Annotated in this window: 14 protein-coding genes; all 14 read right to left on the bottom strand. The window is 34.0% G+C overall.

Annotated features, from left to right (window positions below; genetic code table 11):
- Positions 1-184: 184 nt before the first annotated feature.
- Positions 185-7,561, bottom strand: a complete 7,377-nt coding sequence (locus tag CLOCL_RS02130) for a carboxypeptidase-like regulatory domain-containing protein (RefSeq protein WP_014253799.1) — start codon at positions 7,559-7,561, stop codon at positions 185-187.
- 35 nt (positions 7,562-7,596) lie between these two features.
- Positions 7,597-8,055: a hypothetical protein gene (locus tag CLOCL_RS02125; protein ID WP_148263763.1), complete on the bottom strand. Its 459-nt coding sequence runs from the start codon at positions 8,053-8,055 to the stop codon at positions 7,597-7,599.
- Between the two features lie 17 nt (positions 8,056-8,072).
- Positions 8,073-8,582 (bottom strand): hypothetical protein, encoded by a 510-nt coding sequence (locus CLOCL_RS02120; RefSeq protein WP_014253797.1) that lies wholly within the window; start codon positions 8,580-8,582, stop codon positions 8,073-8,075.
- 22 nt (positions 8,583-8,604) lie between these two features.
- A complete protein-coding gene (locus CLOCL_RS02115; protein ID WP_014253796.1) occupies positions 8,605-10,287 on the bottom strand; it encodes a serine/threonine protein kinase in 1,683 nt (560 codons plus the stop codon).
- Between the two features lie 14 nt (positions 10,288-10,301).
- Positions 10,302-11,060 carry a PP2C family protein-serine/threonine phosphatase gene (locus CLOCL_RS02110; protein WP_014253795.1) on the bottom strand — a complete coding sequence of 253 codons (759 nt, stop codon included), beginning with the start codon at positions 11,058-11,060 and terminating at the stop codon, positions 10,302-10,304.
- Between the two features lie 38 nt (positions 11,061-11,098).
- Positions 11,099-12,532, bottom strand: a complete 1,434-nt coding sequence (locus tag CLOCL_RS02105) for a DUF6382 domain-containing protein (RefSeq protein WP_014253794.1) — start codon at positions 12,530-12,532, stop codon at positions 11,099-11,101.
- 5 nt (positions 12,533-12,537) lie between these two features.
- Positions 12,538-13,848 carry a WG repeat-containing protein gene (locus CLOCL_RS02100; RefSeq protein ID WP_041714855.1) on the bottom strand — a complete coding sequence of 437 codons (1,311 nt, stop codon included), beginning with the start codon at positions 13,846-13,848 and terminating at the stop codon, positions 12,538-12,540.
- 13 nt (positions 13,849-13,861) lie between these two features.
- Complete coding sequence (locus tag CLOCL_RS02095) at positions 13,862-14,533, bottom strand: prepilin peptidase (RefSeq protein ID WP_014253792.1); 672 nt, start codon at positions 14,531-14,533, stop codon at positions 13,862-13,864.
- A 23-nt stretch (positions 14,534-14,556) separates the two neighbouring features.
- On the bottom strand, positions 14,557-15,924 hold the full coding sequence (locus tag CLOCL_RS02090; RefSeq protein WP_014253791.1) for a hypothetical protein: 1,368 nt from the start codon (positions 15,922-15,924) through the stop codon (positions 14,557-14,559).
- A gap of 129 nt (positions 15,925-16,053) precedes the next feature.
- Positions 16,054-16,722 carry a hypothetical protein gene (locus tag CLOCL_RS02085; RefSeq protein ID WP_014253790.1) on the bottom strand — a complete coding sequence of 223 codons (669 nt, stop codon included), beginning with the start codon at positions 16,720-16,722 and terminating at the stop codon, positions 16,054-16,056.
- Positions 16,723-16,738: 16 nt separating this feature from the next.
- Positions 16,739-16,957 (bottom strand): hypothetical protein, encoded by a 219-nt coding sequence (locus tag CLOCL_RS02080; RefSeq protein ID WP_144687099.1) that lies wholly within the window; start codon positions 16,955-16,957, stop codon positions 16,739-16,741.
- A 27-nt stretch (positions 16,958-16,984) separates the two neighbouring features.
- Positions 16,985-17,653, bottom strand: coding sequence for a hypothetical protein (locus CLOCL_RS02075; protein ID WP_014253789.1), 669 nt, complete (start codon positions 17,651-17,653; stop codon positions 16,985-16,987).
- Positions 17,654-17,914: 261 nt separating this feature from the next.
- Positions 17,915-18,580, bottom strand: a complete 666-nt coding sequence (locus tag CLOCL_RS02070; protein ID WP_014253788.1) for a hypothetical protein — start codon at positions 18,578-18,580, stop codon at positions 17,915-17,917.
- Between the two features lie 16 nt (positions 18,581-18,596).
- Entirely contained in the window at positions 18,597-22,208 is a 3,612-nt protein-coding gene (locus CLOCL_RS02065; RefSeq protein ID WP_014253787.1) for a DUF5702 domain-containing protein, read from the bottom strand.
- Between the last annotated feature and the right edge of the window lie 22 nt (positions 22,209-22,230).

Genomic DNA, 22,230 nt, shown 5'->3' with positions numbered 1-22,230 from the left:
ATATTTTATAAATAATTTCTTAAGAATAAATCAACTTTATATTAATTTTACAATTTTATAAGTTAACATTTACAAATTTGTTTAGGAATAAACTAACAAAACAAAAACAGTACTTTCGTAGATTTTTATTTCTACAAAAGTACTGTTTATTGTTACAAAACTAAAGCTTTTTTAAATAATTTCATTAGTTAGCAATCTTCAATTTTCTTCTTCTAAGAATAACATATACTGCAAACATCGCTAGAGTTGTCATTCCACCGGTAGTTCCATAAAATGCAAATTTGTTGTTTCTAAAACGGATTATTAAATTAGTTGTTACATAGAAATTTTTTATATCAACAGTTTGTTTGTTTCCTGCCGAATCAGTAGCAACAATGCTTATTGTATGTGCCTTAGTTGAATCGCCACTTATTTCAAAGTTAAATCCGGAATCCTGTAATCCGCCATTTTTTATTTCTTCTTTAGTCCAACTTTTTAATTCCTCACCATTTAGCAACACATCAACCGATTCAAGGCTAAGGTTATCATTAACGGACATCGAAACAGGTTTATTAGCCAAAGGATAGGTTTTATTCGATTCTAAGTCTGCTACAATAATATTTGGTGGAGTTTTATCTACTGCAAAGCTAATTTCAGTAAGTTTTGAATCCATATTATTTCCAGACTTATTATTTGCTTCGTCTACTGAATAAACTATAATTCTGTATACCCCATCTTCTACAAAGTTTTCTTTCTTGATTTTATATATATATTGATGCCACATATTTTCTCCGGAAATTTCTTCGACTGTATAGTCCTTTCCTCTAACCAAAACTTTAGTAATATTATCTTTAAATAAAGTTATTCGTACTTCCTGTAAAGCATCTACGTTTGTTTCTATAAAAGTAATATCCTCTTCTTTAGATATAAACTTGTTCAGTATTTTCTTTGTACTTTCCGAAACGCTATAAACTGAACCAAACCTGTTAACGGAGAATGTAATACTCTTATTAGAAGCATTACCGGCTTTGTCTACAGCATTTACCGAAAGGGTATATAAATCATCTACTTCTTTTACCTTTTCAAAATTGTTAAATCTAAATATCATACCATTATGAGTTCTCTCAGTAATTCCATCCAGTTTCACTGAATTTCTATTAGCCCCTACCAAACTGATATTTACATTCTGGAAATCAATGTTTGTGTCATAGCATTCAACAACAGGCATTACATCTCCATTATTCGCCGATTTATCAGCTACTCCTGTAATCAATATAGTAGGTTCTGTAGTATCAATATAGAAGCTATCCTCTTTGTAATCTGCAGCCATATTTCCAGCTTTATCGGTAACCTCAATATCAAAAGTATATAATGAATCTTTGCTAAAATTCACTGTCGCTGAATGAATATCCCCATTACTTGTCCAATGGCTAACTACCGGTATTGCATTAGGTTTTCCATCATCAGTTGAAGTCATACTTATCTTAACTCTGCTTGCATCAAAGTTATGCTCAGTAATATATATGGTTGCAGTTCTATAAGTATTGAAGTAATTTTCGTTCATTGGTCTATCGTTACTATATCTAACTTCTACTATTGGAAGAGTTCTGTCAATAGTAAACTCAGTAGGTGCTACAGAATCGCCATAATCCACACTTGTATTACCATTATTCGCTAAATCTACATAAGATATATCAAATGTATAATCTCCATCTTCCGCAAATGTTATTTTCGCTGTATAGGTATCATCATCACCATTACCTTTACCGCTTACATAAGACCAATCACTTATCCTTGGCTGTACACCGTGAGTATTTGATATCTTTAGCTTCACATCTTCTTTTCTAAAGTTTCGCTCTGTAATAACTACGGTAGCAGTCCTTTCTTCTTTAAAGAATCCTTTAAAGATATTATCATCAGAGTTATTATCATAACTTACTTTAATTTTTGGCGGAGTTATGTCAATCATTAAAGGTAATGTTTCTGTAACTGTATTTCCTGCATTATCCACAGCAGTTACTATTACTTTGACATCATTACTGTTATTCTTCTTCGAATCAACAACTATATTTCCTTTCCATTGCTGCAATAAATCAGCCTTCGAAGGCTTTACTTTATCAAAGGTATAAAGAACTCCTTCCTGTGTAACGCTTCCCATGTTAACTACTTTATACTCTATTGATTTCAGCCCGGAATAGACTGAACCATTAACAATAGGATCCTCAACCCTAATATCTACATTTACATCTTTATTATATATATTATTTTTTGAGCCTTCCTTAACTTCCAAACTGATTTTGGGAGATAATTCCCTAACAGCCGGCTTGGTATTATCTACAATTACACCATCGGAACTTATATAAGTAACATTACCTGCTTTATCAACAATAGAAGCATAAACTATAAACTGTTCGTCCGGTTGAACTCTGAAAGAAGTTTTATCACCTTGGAATACTGTCCAACCTTCGGACTTTTCCATGATTTCCTTCAAACTTACCGGTGTAGCTGTTTTGAAATATTTTATATAATCAACTCCACTTAGTGCATCTTCAGCTGATATATTAACCATTAGTTCTTTATTAGTCCATAACCCCATAGTTATAACTTCGAGGAATATATCCCATACAGTTCCATCTTTAGATGCATGCCATTCACCTATTTCTATAAGTCCGGTTGGTAACGTTTTATCTATAGTAAACTCAGCTGGAGCAACTGATGAGGAATAATCTATCGGTGAGTTTTTGTTACCTGCCATGTCCTCATAGGATATATCAAATTCGTAATTGGCATCTTCATCAAATACAACGGTAGCAGTATGTACATCACCATTATGTGTCCATGCAGACTCACTCTTCAATCTGTCTCCCAAGTTTACTACTGTATTACCGTTTTTATCTCTACCAATAATCCTTACATCGATATCTGATGCTCTAAAATTATGCTCGGTAATCTTGATGGTCGCAACTCTTCTTTCTTTAAACTTATTATAATTAGTAGCAGAATTATTGTCATAAGTTATTTGTATCTGAGGACTTTTCTTATCAATAGTAAACTCATCCTTAGTGTATGAGTCAAAAACATTACCTGATTTATCGGTATAGCTGATATCGAATGTATAGTCAGCATCTTCATCAAATACAACATCTGCTGTATAGATATCTCCGTTTTTAGTAAACTTCGGATTTACAGTTGTCTCTCTATAACTTGTATCATAGTCAAGTCTTTTTCCTACAATTATCTTTACATCTTCACTGAAAAAGTTTGCTTCATCTATTGTAATAGTGGCAGTCCTGTTAGTGTTATAATATTTTGTATTCTTCGGTGAATTGTTATCATATCGAACTGTAACCCCTGGTGCTATATTATCAACTACAACAATTTTTTCGTCTTCAAAAATGCTTATATTTCCGGCTTTATCCACAACTTGGAAATTTACTCTTCCTCTGTATTGCGGAGGAATCGAAAATCTAACGGTAGCAGTTCTTCCATTGTTGCTGTAACTGATATTGTCAGATGTTACTTTTTGCTCTGTTAATCCCTTATTCTTCGGACTTGAACCTGCTTCAACCTGGTATGAATATATTATATAGTCAATACCTGCCGATCTGTCATCTGCAGTTATTATCACTTCAACAGGAGAATTATAAAATCCGAACTTCAGGTTATCAATAATAGTATCTAATATCGGAGTGCTGTAACTTATCGCTAGATTTTCAGGTTTAGTTTTATCAATTACAAATTCGCAAACATCATGATCATCGGACTTATTGCCGGCAAAATCGGTATACGATAAATTGAGAGTATACCTTGCATCCTCTGAGAACACAATTTTAGCTGTATGTATATCACCGTTTGAAGTCCAGTTTTCAGGATTCTTTAAATACGCAACAAAATCCTCAGTAGCTACTTTATTGTTTTCAATATCTACTGCTGAATAAGTTACAACGAGATTCTCAGGTTTAAAATAATGCTCTTCCACAGTAATGGTAGCTATTCTCTGCTCATTATAGAAATTACCGTTTAATGCTGTATTATTATCGAAATCTATCTTTATTACCGGCTTAGTAGTATCTATGCTAAACTCATTAATTTCGTATGAATCAAATACATTACCGGACTTATCAGTATAGGATATATCAAAGGTATAATCACCATCTTCATTAAACTCAATCTGTGCAGTATATACATCATTATCTTCACTTTTTACAAATTGAGGTCTAACTCTTGTTTCTGTATAATCCGAATCTCCATATCCTCTCTTGCCAACAGTAATTACTACATCTTCTTCGTAAAAGTTTGCTTCTTCAATCTCGATAGTCGCAGAACGGTAAGCATTGTAAAAACTTTCATTAACTACGTTGTTATTATCGAAATATACTTTTACATTGGGAGCAATATTATCTACTACTATTACCTTATCACCATCAAATTTACTCATATTTCCTGCCTTATCCACCGCTTCAAAGGAAATCTTACCTCTGAATTGGGGATCGATCTTAAATGTGGCCTTCGCTGTCTTAATTCCGTTTTCATATTTAATCCCCTCGGCAGGAATTATTCCTGAACCTCCTTCATTTATAGGACTTGCACCATTATCAACATTATAAGAATACTTAAAATAATCAACGCCTGATGTAAGATCATCCGCTGAAATTTCAACAAACATAGATTTATTATAGAAGCCAAAAGATATGGCGTCCAGAATAATATCTAAAACCGGTTCACTATAGGTAATCGAAAGATTCGTAGGTGCTGTTTTGTCAATTACAAAATTGTCCTCAAAATTCTTTTCAGCTACATTTCCGGCCAAATCGGTATAATTAATATCCAAAGAATAATGCCCATCCTTTTTAAAGGTAATCTTTGCAACGTTAACACCGTCCTTTGAAACCCAGTTTAAAGGATCTCTAAGGAAAGTAATATACTCCTCTGAATCTATAATTTCATCACAGGCATTTTTAATTGTTATTGTTGCATCCAAACCTTCAGGATTAAAATTGTATTCCTCTATTTCAATCGTTGCCGTTCTTTCCTTTTTGTAATATTTATTGTTTTTGTTATTCTCATTATAATAAACTTTGATTTTAGGTTTTGTTTTGTCAATAGTAAATTCATCTTTCTCGTAGGAATCAAAAGTATTACCGGACTTATCAGTATACTTAACATCAAAAGTATAGTCTGCATCCTCATTAAATGGGATTTTGGCAATATGGTATACTGTCCCATCTATAGTTACTTCTTCAAAAGATGGTTCGACCTTTTCTATAATAGGTTTTTCTGCGCCTTTTTTCCATTTCTCTATCGTAAATTCAACATCTTCTGCATAAAAGTTTGCTTCTTTTATTTTGACAATCGCAGTTCTATCCGAATTATAATACTTACCGTTATGTACATCATTATTATCATACTCAACTGTTACTTCTGGCGCCAGATTATCAACTACAATAACATTAGGTTTATCCCCAGACTTATCATCATAACTATTATAATTTAAAACATTCCCTGCCTCATCGATTACTGTAACAAAAAGCTTACCTTTAAACTGTGGCTCAATTTTTAAATTATATGTTACTTCTTTTTTGGGTTCTTCAAATGTAATTGTTTCCTCTTTAACAACCCTTTTTTCAGCACCGGCATCCGCACTATCTTTCTTTAATTCTTCATAAAAGCTATAAGACAGACTTTTTATACCAGATGTTTTATCAGAAACTTTTATGGTAGCAGTCATTTCCTCTTTATAAAATCCCAAAGTTATTACATTTTTAATAATATCAAGAATATTATTAGGCTTACTATATTCTATTGCATTAATTTCGGGTTTTTCACTATCTACCTTAAGTTCTTGGAACTTTATTGGATATACATTTTCGTTAGGTGCTTTACCTAGAAAGAAAAATCCTCCATTTACACTACTGAGCATAATATTTTCTACCCACTCATTTAAATTATCTAGAAGTGCAAATGAATAGCCTCTCTTCGCTGAAATTTTGAAATATTTATACCAACCGTTATTACCTTCTTCAGATTCTATATTATATGTGTCCTTAGGATCAATACTAGAATTATTAACGCTCAAAGTATACTCGGCAATTGCATCTTTATATCTTTCATCTCCCTTTTTAGTTGCCCTTATAATAACATTACCTAAGTGCTGACCAGGCTTTTTTTCGTCTAAATTTTGAAACCAATAGTTATTATTAAATGTATACTCGCCAGTTTCTTCATCAATACCTTGCAAAAGATTATTAGGATCGCTTTCAATGGTATACCTTACTACTCCTTTACTCTGACTATGGGGTGTCAAATTGTTTGGCTCGAATATCCCAAATTCCGTCAATACATTATCTTTAACGAATGCAAAATCCGTCTGTTCTGCCTTCTTTATTTCTAATCTGTATTGTGCAGTTTGTGGTTTATAATTATCATCACCGGCCTTTGTTGCTGTTACAGTAATCACTCCAGCTTTTTTGATATCAAGTTTACCTTCCTCATCTACTACAATTGCTATATCTTCATTATCAACTGAATATGTAATTCCTCCCGTACCTTCTCCACCACTGGCAGCATTTTTAAATTTGGTACCATAGGTTATAGGTGTAGGAGATGGTATTTCGAATATCAACGGCTCTTCTTGTTCAGATTTCTCTGTTATACTAATTTCGATGTCGTTATATTCCTTTTCTTCTATATTAGCATCTTCTATATAAGTTGTTACATAATCATCATGCTTAATTACTATTGAATACTTTCCTACGATAAATACCTCAGGAAAAAGAAAATAACCATCACGGCCAGTAACTCCTGAGTAGTTAAATTCCCCAATCAATGATATCTCCACACCGGATATTCCTTTATTATTTTCATCATGAACTCTAACTCCAACTCTTGTCTTAAAATATTTCGAATCCATTTTGATGGAATGATATTCTTTTAAATTAACGTCTTTTTTAAAGCTAGTATTGTAATGTTGGTGCGTCACTTCTATTAAATACTTACCTATGTCATATACATCAGGAATTATAAATTCACCATTTTTATCAGTATTAACAGAGTACTCGTAACCTTTATCTCCTTTCAACCATACCATCGCATCGGAAATACCGATACCTTTGTCATCATGAATACGTCCTCTGACAATTACTGTGGGTATTGGTTTTAACTTCACATCTACATTTCCTGTAAAACCTATATTACTATTCGATATTTTAAACTGGTCGCTTCTGTCGTAGTAACCATTTTTTGCTACTTCATATTCGCACCAAAGTTCTATGTCGTCACTCATCAATTCAGTAATTTCAATAAACGAACAGATTCCATCCTCATCTGTGATTCCCTCTAATGTAAAACTATCTTCATCAATATTATATACACTATTAACTACAGTGACATTGACTGAGACTTCTGCACCGCTAATCGGCGATGAATTATTCTTATCTAATACTGTGAAAGTAAAAGCAGATGATTTTTCTTCTGAAGCTGCATCGATTTTCAGGCTGAAATTAAAATTAAATGTTTGCAGTAATAGCAATACTATAAGGACAGCCGCCACTATCCTCCAACAAAACAATATCTTCCCCTTCATTTTCTCTCTCCCCTTTTGTTCTCTTTTTTATGTATTTATTCGCCTTTTAAAAATATATAATTTTTCCCATTAAATAAACCATGCATATTAACAGAAAAGAAAAATATGGCAATCAAAACAAATATCATTTGCGTTTCGGTGGGAAATTTTATCAAAGCAATAATAATTCCGACCAAACTAATCACCGTAAGTGTGTCAAAAATCTTTGCAGGCAAGTTCGTCCATACACAGAAAATCCCGGGACGATGCTTTATGTCAGTTTTAGTATCTAAAGCTTTTAATTTCTTTTTTCTTAAATGGTTAAGGATTAACAACGATCCATACCCTATAAGTATAAATCCCCAGAATGCTCCTCCCACAATATATACAGGAAGCATAAAATTATTGAATTTCTGTTCGCTTGCAAAAGGCATAAAAACTATAGACAGCGAAACAAATAAAATAGAAATCACCGATATAAAAAACAATTTCTTCATGCCTGAGTTATTCATCACCTATAAACCTCTCTCCTTTATAAAATAATATCATTTGTATGTAAATATGTTATGTCTAATTCCAATTCATACTCGTTAACTGCTTGATTGTTCGCATATAGATTTCCCAAACCTTCCAGGGACTCGGTAATATCCGATAAATTTACATCATAACTAATATTATTACTGTTATCATCAACTAAAAGAGTTGTTTCATTTTGGTCGCTCATAGGTTGAACAATAACGTTTTCCACATTTTTGTCAATACCTGTTTTATTAATTGGGGCTATCGGACTCTGAGATGAATAATTTTTAGCTTGAACTCCCCTATTTTCAAAATATACTGGTTTTGGCATATTTCTCTTACTAATGGCCCGTGCGCTCTGTTCATTAATGCTCTTTATTGCCCTTCGAGCCGAATTTCCTGTGAGGTCTCCAATCACTTTTGAAATATTTAACTTAATAAAAAGAATCACAGATAAAATAAACAGCAAACCGGACAAAACAAAGCATATAATTGAAACATTCCTATAAAACTGAATACTCATTCAAATACTTTTCCCCCTATAATCAATTGTTAAAAGCAAGACTGATAGCTTCATACGTAGCCTCTAAAAGCTCTTCGGTTTTTTGCTTCATTTCAGAAGTTTTATCTGTGGTTACATCAATATTTCTCAGCCCTTTGGATACTCTATCCATAATACCTGTCATATCTTCTTGTGTGACCCCATCCAGTTTAAATTTTGTTGCATATTGCATAACAGCACCTCTAATTAGTTCATAAAGTTCGAGTTTTACAATCTCTTGTTCATTTTCATTTTCCTCAATAATGGACAGAAGCTCCTTTAAGTTATTCCAAAATTGTATGTACATTCCTCTGTCACTGGCTTCAATAGTGCTGATTGCTATATCTCTGTAGAAATTTCCTATATCTCTGTAAATTGTCGCCATTTCTTTATGTCTAAAATTTTCTCCTCCATAAATTAATGAGTCATTGAACCAATTAGATGCTGTAATCATTCTGGTTATCTTATTATCGGATGTATTTCCATAATCATAATAATACCAGTAAAGTTTACCTACTTCAAAACATATTTCTGCAAATACATCCTGATTTTTTTCCAATGTCGTTTTATTATTAATCAAGTGCTTTTTGAGAATACTTTCCTCATCCAAATCAAATGTATCATTAGTACTCTTAAAACAATATATTAACCCAAGGTAAGCATCCGATTTATCAGGGCTAATGGATATTGCTTTTTCAAAAAGCTCTATCTTTTTTTCCACCATGGATGATTTGTTTGCCTCTGAAATTGTATTCAGATAACTTCCTCTTTCTGTCTGTATTGCTAAAGCGTATGAAATAAACCCACTACATGCAAAAAAGATTGTCAAAAATGCTGCAACACTGAAAGCCAGCAGCTTCTTTCTCTGCTTTCTTATATAATTGTCATCCATTTCTTCATAGTGTTCAAGTGCATACATCACTTCTGCACAAGACTGATATCTGTCTGCCGGATTTCTCTGAGTACATTTTTTTATTATGGTTTCCAAGCCTGTTGATAGTGAAGGATCTATTTCCCTTATGGGCCTTATCTCATATGGAGGCTCACAGGGGCTTACTCCTGTTACAAGATGATACAGGGTTGCACCAAGGCAATAAATATCTGTTCTTGCATCTGTCTGTCCATGTCCTCCAAACTGTTCCGGTGCAGCATATCCAATTGTACCAAGACATGTAGTATCTGCAACATTTTTTTCTTTGAATTCTCTTGCCGTTCCAAAATCAATAAGCATAATATTTCCGTCAGGCTTTAACATAATATTGGACGGCTTTAAATCTCTATAAATAATGGGCGGAGTACGTGTATGCAAATATCCTAACACATCGCAAAGCTGTTTGGCCCACTCTATTACATATTCCTGTGGCTGACTGCCATATTCCTCAAGAATCTTGCTCAGCGGTTTACCTTCTATATAATCCATTACAATGATAAAGGTTTCATCATCTTCAATAACGTCTACAATACTGGGTAAGTTGGGATGGCTCAACTTTTTAAGCAAGTCTATTTCAACAACAAGTCCTTGTTTTACAATTTCAAAATCTTTTATCCCGTCTTTTCTAACTTCTTTTACAGCCCAGGTCTTATTTGCTTTTTCATTGATTGCCATATAGACAACGCTCATACCGCCTTGTCCGATTTTACTCAATATTTTATACTTACCGTCAACAAGAGACCCTATTTGCAACATTTTTTACCTCTCCCCTAAAACGTTCTTATTGCAATAACTGAGATGTTATCTTGTTCTAATCTTTGTTTATTAACATTTATAAGATACTCTATATTTCTCTTCATTTGTTCTGCTTCCCGCATTACATCAGGCTCTAGTCCGTTAAATATTTCCTTAGGGGTTATCTCATGTCTAAATCCGTCCGAGCACAGAATATATACCGCATTCCTTTTTGTCTCCCCAAAAAACATTTCAGGATATATATTTTCCGAAGCACCAATGCATTGGAGCAAAATATTTTTTCTGGCATCATTGTTTGCTTCGTCAGGAGTCAATTTACCGAGTTTTACCTCTCTGGCTACAATAGTGTGATCTTCGGTAATCTGTTTAAGCTTATCCGTTATCTCATATGCTCTTGTATCGCCAACATTACAGATATAATACCTCTCTTCTGTCATAAGCATAGACGTTAATGTCGTTCCAAGAGTTATATTATGTTCTATACCATATCTCTTAATTTTTTCGTCAACAGTTATCACTAGCCTTTCCCATTCTCTTCTTATAAAACTGTCTTCTATTGTATTGGCTGAGAGTATCGGCAAATTGGACGTAAACCAATCTACAAAGGCAGTAACAACTGTCGCACTTGCCACTTCTCCCTTTGCCAAACCGCCCATTCCGTCGCAAAGAACTGCAAATAACAATTTTCCTCGAGGTGTATTATATACTTTAACCGCCAGACTGTCCTCGTTTACACTTTTCTTTATACCTACATCAGTACTGGCAGCAACCATAAACTCCAAAACATTTCATCCCCTTCAATAAAAATAAACTAATAAAGTCTGAATTCGAACTCCTCATTGGCAAATCTAAGTTTTGTACCATGCTCTATCTTTATTTCAATATTGCTTTGTATCATTACACCGTCTACATAAGTATGGTTTTTGGAATTTGTATCAACTACAAAGTAGTTATTATCGCGAATAATAATATTTGCATGGCTTCTGCTGACCGCCGGATTATCAGATATATAATAATCCACAAAGCTTCTTTCCTTCCCTATCCTAAATACAGGTTTATCTATATAAATCTTCTCATTATTTTTTATTCTTAAAATATAAGGTTTAACAGTTAACGATTCTCCTCCTAACACAACCGTTTCGTCTAATTTTAATCCGGATAATACCGTTGTTTCACCAAAATTAAGTTTAGACTCCTGTTGTGATACAGGTGGAGCCGATACGACTTTTTGAACATTCGGCTGGCTCTGAACAGGAAAAGGCTGCTGCACATATCCTTGTTCCTGTGACGGTATACTAAAATTATTTTCTGCTATTTTGGCATCATCAGAATTCTTGCTTTTCTTTGTAAAAAAAGAAAACAGCCCCTTCCCTTCTTTTTTTGGTTTTTCAGCCTTAACTTTTCCTTTTTCATTCTCTTTTTTTTGAAATGCAGTCATTCCATTATTCATACCTGGAATTTCAAATCCCACATTTACTGGTTTGTTTACTTTATTGGGCTTATTCTCCGGTATATTTACCTTCGGTGGTGAAGTCTTTGGTACAGTAAAATTGTTATTTTGAGTAACAACCGGTTCAGGTTTCCTCAAATCTTGGGCATAAGAATTTATACCTGAGTTCTGAGCTCTTACAATCTGCTTCGGTTCATTTTCCGCAGGTTGCATTGGCATAACATTTTTTCGCGGTATATTATTATTCATTAAATCGAACAGTATCTGTTTAAAATCAACAAGCGAAAACACGGAATTACTGTTCAAATAACTTATCAATTTTGCAACATAGTCACAGTTCTCAGTCTGATCAAACTGAATGCTAAAAACAATATTTTTAAAAAATGAACCAAGATCTACAAAATCTACATCTTTATCAAGAATAGGTAAACAAATCATATATGCCTCACAAGTAGATACATCGGCATAAATATACTCCAAATCAAAAATCAAAGACGAAGGTTCTATCATATATTCTTCTGCTGCCAGTATGCCATTTGCAATGCTGTACAAAACACCAAGTAATCTTTTCTTACTGACCACAGAGCTAAAAAATTGTTTTACAGGAATTTTGGAGGAAATATTATATTTAAGATACTTATTGTTGTCCATTTGAGTGTACACTACTGGTAAAATGCCGGAAATTTTATTATGTGTTATCATTCCGAGGCTTAATGTGTCTATATTCTCATTGTCACTAATTTCATATACCAAATACGTATTTGCTCCTTGAGTCTCAAAAGTAAAGTTCTTCATACTTATCACCCTTCACTTGACAAATTTCTATATAACTTAAGTAATTGCCATTTTTCGCCCTCTTTTACAAAGCAGGTCCCTTCTTTAGTAAAATCTCTTGCATCGTAGAACTCAGGTTCAATCATTATTTCACCGGTTGTATCTATAAAACCCCATTTACCTGTGATCTTAACAGCAGCTAGTCCATAAGAAAATGATCGTGCATCATCGAATTTAGGTTCTATAACCATATTTCCGCTTTGATCTACAAATCCCCATTTATCATTAATCTTTACAGCAGCCAGTGTCCCAAATGAGAAAGGTCTTGCATCATCAAAAACTTGATTTGATACCATATTGCCTTCAGTGTCTAACATTCTGTAACCTTCATTATCTTTTGCAAATATCCTGTTTTTCCTACATGCATAGCCGTTTTCATCAATGATTACATCCAGATATTTTTTTCCTCCTAAAGCTTGTCCGTTTTTGTCTATAATCTCCCAACTGTCGCCAATTCTGACTGCAGCCACATTATTCACTGCTGAAGCAAAATCATAGTCTCCAAAAAGTTTATTGAAGGATTTATCCAAGTACACATACTTTCCATTCAACATCGCTGTCATCATACCGTCAGATATCATTCCAAACTCTGTATATTCGCTGTCTTTATGGGTTGCAATTGCCTTATTTCCTTCAGTATCAATAAAATAACTCATATCTGTCTGATCAACTACTGCGGCAAATCCATCGCAAAAAGAAGAAACTTTTTTATATATACAATCTATAACCAATTTACCGCTGGTATCTACAAAGCCATAGTAATCCTTTCTTTTTACAACACAATAACCATCAATAAAAGCAGTAACATCATCATATGTGTTATATGCAAAAGAGTATTCGAAAGCAATTGCTTTCTCAATACCAGTTAATGTTTCTGAACTCAGCTTTCTTTTTTTTGCAATATCTATAATTTCAAAGCAAGACTTAAAGTCTTTCTTTTGTTGATAATACTCAGCCAATCTATTATAAATTTCCACATTGTAAGGATATTTCTCAAGTATTTTCTGACAGTACTTCAGGTATTCTCTTTCATCGTTTCCCTTTATGCAATCTGCAACTTTAAATCTTATTTCAATAGTATCTTTGATCTTAAGTGCATCCATGTAATTTTTTTGTGCATAAGTTAAAATCCCCAGATTCTCATACCTTTGCGCTTCTTCAATATATTTGTCATATTCGTTTTGCTTAGCCATAGCGTTGCTATTTAATTGATACCAAGCCAGTGCCATTAAAATAACTAAAGCGACTGGAACAAGATTTTTATACTTTTTCTTCATGATTACATCCCCTCTAGACACCATTAAGAATTATTCCTAAAAATGTTCCTATAAAAATACTAGGACCAAAAGCTATTGAATCTTTTCTTCCCTTCTTTCGTGCGATCAATAAAACGACGGAGATTACAAAGGACACAATCAAAGATGTAAACACTGAAACCATGACACCCCATAGTCCTTGATACAATCCCATCAAACCTAGCAATTTTACATCTCCTGCTCCAATTCCGTTTCTTGTCACAAACATACATATCAAAAAAAATCCGGAAATTACTAAAGCACCTATTAAGTCCGATTTCAAAATTTCTATGATTCTAAAACCCTCTGTCGTAATTTCAGCAATATAGAAAATAAGCCTTAAAGCCAGTCCTCCAATAAGAAGCCGGTTTGGTATTATATGATCTCTTAAATCGACAGCGGCAACCGGAAGAAGTATCATTATCAGACTTATTATCTTCAACCGAGTAAGAAATGTCGAACCGCTGTAAATAAACATAAAAGTCAAGTTTATTCCCAATCCGGTTAATATAGCCACTATAATGTAAGTAATACGTGTTGTATCCATTGCCAGAATACTCTCTTTTGTAATTTTAATTTCAGTATTGCTGAAATAATATTTCACCAAATACAAATACCCGGCAACAATAAGCAAAACAGTTAATATAATGCTAAATGCTGAAATCATATCTTATCTTCTCTCTTTCTTACTTATTCGCTTTTATCTTCATTGGTTTCTACACGAGTACCTAATCCAAATGACGCATTTACTTCAATATTCACTCCTCTTGTGTTCATGTTGCTGATAACACTCTCTATTTTTTCCTTTAATCCTGGATCTTCCGGAACCACTAAAACTATAGTATTTGTTGCATTGGCACAATTCTTTGTTTCTACTCCGTTAGGACCAGCCACTTTGACCTGATTGAGTCCTGAAGTGGTACTCAACATTTTTCCCACCAGATTATTCAAACTCTCTCTTAGTACAGCTTCATCAAGATCCTCAACCTTTATTTGCTTACTGTCCGTACTATAAAGTGGATTCATAGAGGAAATCATGACAAAATTGTTTGTTTCGGGGTTATATAAAGGTACATCTGTCAAGCCTTTAGTCTGCAAATACCCCATATCTTTATAGTCTCTTATTCCCATATGTCTAATAAAAGAAGCTCGCTCGTTGATGGGGGCTGTAGTCCATATACTTTCCGGATTCTCCACCTTTTCTTCTGCTGCCTCTTCTGCTGCTTCTTCTGCTGCCTCTTCCATTGCCTGTTCCACTGGCTTATAGGTTAAATTTCCACCGAACCATCCGTGGGTTACAGCTGTTTGGGTGAAATAAAATTCTTTTTTAATGGGTAAAAGCGGAATAACACGAACCTTATACTTTACCACAATTCTTATTTCATTGGAGCCATATGGAAACAATTTGGAATCTCTAAAATCAAGTCCATCAACATATGAACCGTTAGGTGCCGGCACAACATGCAGTCTTCTTAAAAAATTCTCAGCATCATCCCCTTTAAAACTTTTTAAATGTTTTTTAATCAATGCCTTTGAAAGCGGTGCAGCTATAAGATTTGATTTTACTAACTCATAACCTTCGCTGGCTAGTAACTTTGACATTCCTAGAAGAAAACTTTTTGGATCGCTTAACACATCACTGACCATCTCTTCAATTTCCGAAGCCGATTGTGTTATAGTATCTATATTGCCCTCTATTTCGCTCCAAGTACCGGATATGGAACCAGGATCAGTTATATCTACATTTTGGACTCCGTTACTAATATTTGATATTGAGTTAAATACTGCATTTACATTCTCAACCGTTTTAGTTATATTATTTTTTGTCCCTTCTGCACTTCTTGAAAGATTGGCATTGCTTTCATTTAAACCGGTGATAGAATAAAAATATGTGTACTCTGAAATCTCCTTTGCAGTTAAATTAAGTGCAGTAGCTATTTTAGACTGTACCAAACATATATTGGCAGTAGTTAAAATCGTTATTATTGTAAATATAAATGCAGTAAGTGATATTGTTGCCTCAATGGTAACTGATCCTTCACTATCTTTAAATTTCACTGTCACAACCCCCATTTAAAATATAATTAATTACACCAGCAAGCTCTTAATTTCAGTTAAGAATTAAGAGCTTAAGCTGTAATTAATTATATATTGTATTTTTCTTTTTTACTGTTTTTAACTATTTTCTTATCGTTTATCTCTAATGGTTTTAACCATTTCATCGACATATGTTGTTATCTCATCTATATATTCCTGCTCCTGTCCTTCGCTTACTACTACACCTGTAATCTGAAACGGATTTCCATCCTTGATAAAGGTATATCCGACAGTATAGAAGCTTGTTTCTTTATCAAAGATATTCTTTGCCAGGAGCTCTCCTTGGAATCTCCAGAAGGTTATTCCATTTATTTCAATCTCCTTGCTTTCCTTTATATTAAACTGTTCCGGTTTGTATCCGCGGCAATTTGTATTTACTCCGGTTTTAAAATCTTCAAAATATAGATCTATTATTTCACTCGGTTTATCAGCTTTCATCCCCTCTGCTGATGTTAGTGCTATAAAACGAATACCACCAACGTTAAACACAGTTGTAGCTCCATTTTCTATAACCTGGTAATTAGGTCCGTCTATATATACACTGAACATCGGAAATTTATCTGTTATCGGTAGTTTGACAGCACTTTCACTCTTTTTTGTATTCTCAGAACTTTGTTTTTCATGTGTTTTCGTAGGTTCATTTGTATCTCCGATACTTACATTATTTATTGGTTCAGAATTTTTTTCTCCTCCCTTTTCACACGCAGTAAGACCAAAAACTAAAATCCCTGCTACAATAATAGCACCTATCTTTTTCATTGCAATTTCTCCTCTCCTAATAACCTTTAATACCTTTATATTTGATAGTATACCAATTAGAGTCATCCTTCGGATTGGATTCTACATCGGCAAATATTGGGAGTGCTAAAAATAACGGCTTAACCTGCACTGTTGCATTAACTTCAACATACGCTACGGCGTCTTTAAGGCGGTAACTATCATCGGAGTTTACCAATTGCATATTGCACTGTATTGCGTCTGCAGTCCTCAACATCTCTATTAGCTGTTCTTAACTATCTTCTTATCGTTTATCTCTAATGGTTTTAACCATTTCATCGACATATGTTGTTATCTCATCTATATATTCCTGCTCCTGTCCTTCGCTTACTACTACACCTGTAATCTGAAACGGATTTCCATCCTTGATAAAGGTATATCCGACAGTATAGAAGCTTGTTTCTTTATCAAAGATATTCTTTGCCAGGAGCTCTCCTTGGAATCTCCAGAAGGTTATTCCATTTATTTCAATCTCCTTGCTTTCCTTGATATTAAACTTTTCCGGTTTGTAACCGCCGCAATTTGTACTCACTCCGTTCTTAAAATTATCAAAATATAGATCTATTATTTCACTCGGTTTATCTGCTTTCTTACCCTTTGCTGATGTTAGTGCTATAAAACGAATACCACCAACGTTATACAAACTTGTAGATCCATTTTGGATAAATTGATAATTCGGTCCATCTATATATACACTGAACATCGGGAAATTAGCTGTAAGCGGTAGTTTAACAGCACTATCACTTTTATTTCTCTGTTCAGAACTTTGTTTTTCTTGTGTTTTCGTAGGTTCATTTGTATCTCCGATACTTACATTATTCGTTGGTTCAGAAGTTTTATCTCCTCCCTTTTCGCACGCAGTAAGAGCGAAAACTAAAATACCAACTGCGAGAATAGCGCATAACTTTTTCATTGCAATTTCTCCTCTCCTAATAACCTTTAATACCTTTATATTTGATAGTATACCAATTAGAATCATCCTTCGGATTGGATTCTACATCGGCAAACAGCTGGAGTGCCAAAAACAACGGTTTTACTTGTACTGTAGCATTAACTTCTACATAAACTACGGCTTTCTTAACCGGTAACTTTCATCGGACTGTATCAGTTACATATTGCACTGTATTGCATCTGTAGTTCTCAACATCTCTATTAGCTGTTCTTAACTATCTTCTTATCGTTTATCTCTTATGGTCTTAACCATTTCATCAACATATCTTGTTATCTCATCTATATGTTCCTTCTCCTGCCCTTCACTTACCACTACTCCTGTAATCTGAAATGGATGTCCGTCCCAAATAAAGGTATAACCAACAGTGTAGAAGCTTGTTTCTAGTGAAGGTGTCTTTGCTATAAGTTCTCCTTCAAATCTCCAAAAGTTAATTCCGTTTATCTCAATCTCCTTGCTTTCCTTAATATTAAACTTTTCGGGTTTATAACCTCTACAATTTACACTCACTCCGGTTTTAAAATCTTTAAAATATACATCTAAAATTTCACTCGGCTTATCTGCTTTCATTCCCTCTGCTGATGTTAGTGCTATAAAACGAATACCACCAACATTAAATAAATTTGTAGCCCCATTTTCTATATAATGGTAATTTGGTCCATCTATATATAAGCGGAACATAGGAAAATTTGTTGTTATCGGAAGTTCAACAGAGCCGCCATCTTTTTTTGTATCACTTTTACTTTGTTTCTGTTGAGTTTTTACAGGTCCATTTGTATCCCCAATACTTACATTATTAGTTGGCTCAGAAGTTTTCTCTCCTCCCTTTCCGCACGCGGTAAGACCAAAAACTAAAATGCTAGCTGCAAGAATGATACCTATCTTTTTCATCGTCATTTCTCCTCTCCTAATATCCTTTAATACCTTTATATTTAATCGTATACCAATTAGAATCATCCTTCGGATTAGATTCTACATCGGCAAACAGCGGGAGTGCCAAAAACAACGGTTTTACTTGTACCGTAGCATTAACTTCTACATATGCTACCGCATTCTTAAGCCTGTAACTTTCATCGGATTGTATCAGTTGCATATTGCACTGTATTACATCTGCAGTTCTCAAAAGTATGGCATCAGGGTTTGCCAACAGTCCAATGAGTGTAAACAATCTGAGATAGTCACTATATTGGAAAGATAATAACGAAGCCATTCCTGTACTATCTCCTTTGTTGAGAGAAATACCTTCACCAGTTGTACCTCCAAACACACCATCCAACTTTTCATTTATAGTATTCTTCAGTGCTTCTGCACCATCATCAATGGAAGATCTTATTTGTTCTTTCATATTTTCACGATAGGCATTGATTTTTTCAGTCCCATCTGCTAATTTCCGATTAATAACAGATCTAATTCTACCGATCTCGCCTTGAAGCGCTACTCCAATATCAATAATTGCACTTTCAGCAGATTCAGTTACAGAATTTATTGCACTTTCAAATTGACTCAATATAGTATCTATTCTTTCCTTTATAATATTAACAGCCTCATACTTTGCTATGTAGCTTAAGCTGTCCTCACCTGAAATTGCTCTCTCTTCCTCCAACCACTTATCAAGTCCTTCCTTTATATAATTCACTTTGTTGAACTTGTCATCCATCTTAGCTTCTTCGATTGCATTGCTTACTAAAGTTGTAAGCTTCTGAATAGCCATGTTAGCGTGGCGCTCAATCATCGAATTAAAAGATACTTCAACTGAATCTAAAAGTTCATCTACTTCTCTTGCTCCACTATTAATCATCTCTTGTAGTTCTTGATCTGTTTTGTCAAGAAACTCGTTCAACCGATTTCTAGCTTCATCAATTACAACATCTGCAGCATCTTGCAATACATCCATAGCTTCTTTTTTTAATATCCTCACTACGCCAGTTAAACTTACACGCCATGTCTGTTTATTTTTAAACAGCGGTACAGGCTCTCCTTTTTTCAAGTCCTTTATATCCAGTGCTGACTCCGCTATTGAGATACCTATAATTATGCCAACCTGAATCAATGGTGCCGGTACTACTCCAAAGGTTGCTGCCGAAATAGGCACAGCTATTGCCATAGCACCATCTCTTATTTCTGAATCGGTAAAGGCATATATAAGGTTAAAAGCCAGGCGAATTCCAAATATTGAGCCATAAGCTTTTTTAACATTACTACTGTTTTTACCGCCAAAAATTATGTATTCAATTTCTCTTCTGTATGCAAAGTTATGATCCTCATCTATCGGATTCTTCGTCAAAGTCTTTAGCATAGACTTCAAATCCGCATCTGGATGATCATGTTTGAGCTCTTTCTCAATTGTGTCATAGCTGAACATACTCATTATATAGTCAGATATATAGATATCATCCCTAAGAGTAATGCCCGCATTCTTTAAAGCCCTGCCCAGGTTTGAAAACATTCCGCTAAGAGACTTCTTAGTGTCAGAAACAGCACTATCTTTATTAGTTGTAACTTTTCTGCTTTGTGTCTCCTGTCCTCCACCCACATTAAGCTTAGAAGGCAATTCCGGCTTATCTTTTATTTCTCTTGATGCTTTTGCCTCTTCATCTTCAGCCTCAGCCTCTTCTGCTATATCTTCTGCTTTATCCTCAAGTTTATCTCTTGCCTCTTTATGTAAATTTCTTCCTTCACTTTCCTTAGAACTATTTTCTTCTACTTTATTAAAATTTGTATATAAAAATACGTAAAAATTCAATTTGTCTTGCGTTGACAAATTTATTTGTGTTCCGGTACGATTTATCCAGTCTGCATTTACTTCACCTTCTGTAAAGCAATCCAGGAGCCAAATGTTAATTTTATTGTTTAGCTCAATTTCTTTTATTGGTACAGATTTTAACTCTGTACTCCCTATTTCTCCTTCAATTACATTCTTCATTGATTCATAGTCTTTTATTTCTGAAAGCTTCGTATCAAAAAATGCAAATTTTTCTAACTCACTCAGCATATTACCCAAATTTGTCGATATATTTCTCAACCTATTTATGAGAGCTTCAACTTCGTTTGCCTTTAAAAAGGATGAAAGGTTTTTTATTTCTGCAGCATCCTGTTTTGCCAAGGGGCTGTTTGCCAATTCCTCGGCTCTTGTTGTTGCTTCCCATTCACTTTTTATTTTTTCCAGAGTTCCTTCCGGCTTCACAGCATTATAGACTTTGTTCAGATATTCTAGAGCTTTATCCAAATTTCTCTTTGCATCTTCCAAATCATTTTTAAACTTTGTAAACTTGTTATATAATTCAACAATTTTATTATTGGTTTCGGTAGGGTCTACTTTAGTACCAATACTTTCAGCAATTCGTGAAAGCTTTGATAGCTTCTCATCATATATACGTTTTTTACTTTCAAAAATATTATCATATTCTGTTGTTGAACGTGTAGGACTTACCTTTTCCTTTCTTACTATAGGCAAACCCGTTACTTCATCTATTTTAATTATTTCTTCCATTTCATTCTCTATTGCACAAATCAGATCCTGATAACATTTGTTTAAATTTTCCATTGCATTAGCATAGTTTTCAAAAATTTTTCTTCTGTTACCCTGTACCAGATATTGCAAATCATAAGCACCATCGGGATAAACATATTCGTTTACTTCTCTTTCTTTTTCCTCAAGTCTTGTAACAGCATCATTAAATGCCCTTATCTTTCTTTCTATCATTTGAGCATTAGATTCATAATCAAAATCATAATCTCTTAGAGGTTTTAACGGATTATTTGCATATCTCTGTGTATCATACAAATCTTTTATTATTTTCTTTCCTATATCAGTATATTTTTCTTTGAACCTTCTGGATTCATTTTTAAAATCATCAAAATACGTTTCGGTCTTGAGCATGTCATTTTTGTTGTAATTATTTATATATTTCCAGGCTTCTTTGCAATTCTTCATTACGGATTCTTGCTCTTCGTAATATTCTTTCCTTTTTTCTACCAGCTCTGTAGACTTGCTGAGAGATGTAAAAGTCTGCAAAGCGTTAAAAAAGCTCAGCCCGATATTTATAGGTCCGCGATACTTCATAAAGTTCACAATACCGCTTTTTACAATAGTGGCATTCGCCATGTTTGCGTTTTCAACTTCATTTATAGCAAAATCAATAAGCTGCATATTTAAAAGGTCTGATGTTTCCTCTTCCGAAACCATCCCCAGTGTTTTCATCAGATATGCAACATAAGCATCAGCTTCTTCTCCATTTACTCCTGCTGATATAATACTTGTACGGTAATAATCTTCCAATTTTGCAAACAGATCTTCTTTATCCTGTGCTGTTGCAAAAAGCCCGTACATGTCCTTTAAAACAGTATCGTAGTTTGTTAAGGCAGTATTCATTACAAGGTCTCCTGCAGAACTCATTACCGCCCGAGACAGTTTTACTCTGCCCGCATCTACGAACAATCCGGACAATGTAATCATCGGTACCAATATAATAACTAGAAAAATTGAAATTGCACCTTTTGTTTTTTGAAAAAAATTCATTTTAAGTCCCCTACCTAATTAA

It is taken from the genome of Acetivibrio clariflavus DSM 19732 (assembly GCF_000237085.1).
In the GTDB taxonomy this organism is placed as follows: domain Bacteria; phylum Bacillota; class Clostridia; order Acetivibrionales; family Acetivibrionaceae; genus Acetivibrio; species Acetivibrio clariflavus.
The sequence above is the reverse complement of the archived record's forward strand: the minus strand, read 5'-3'. Positions and strand labels throughout refer to the sequence as shown.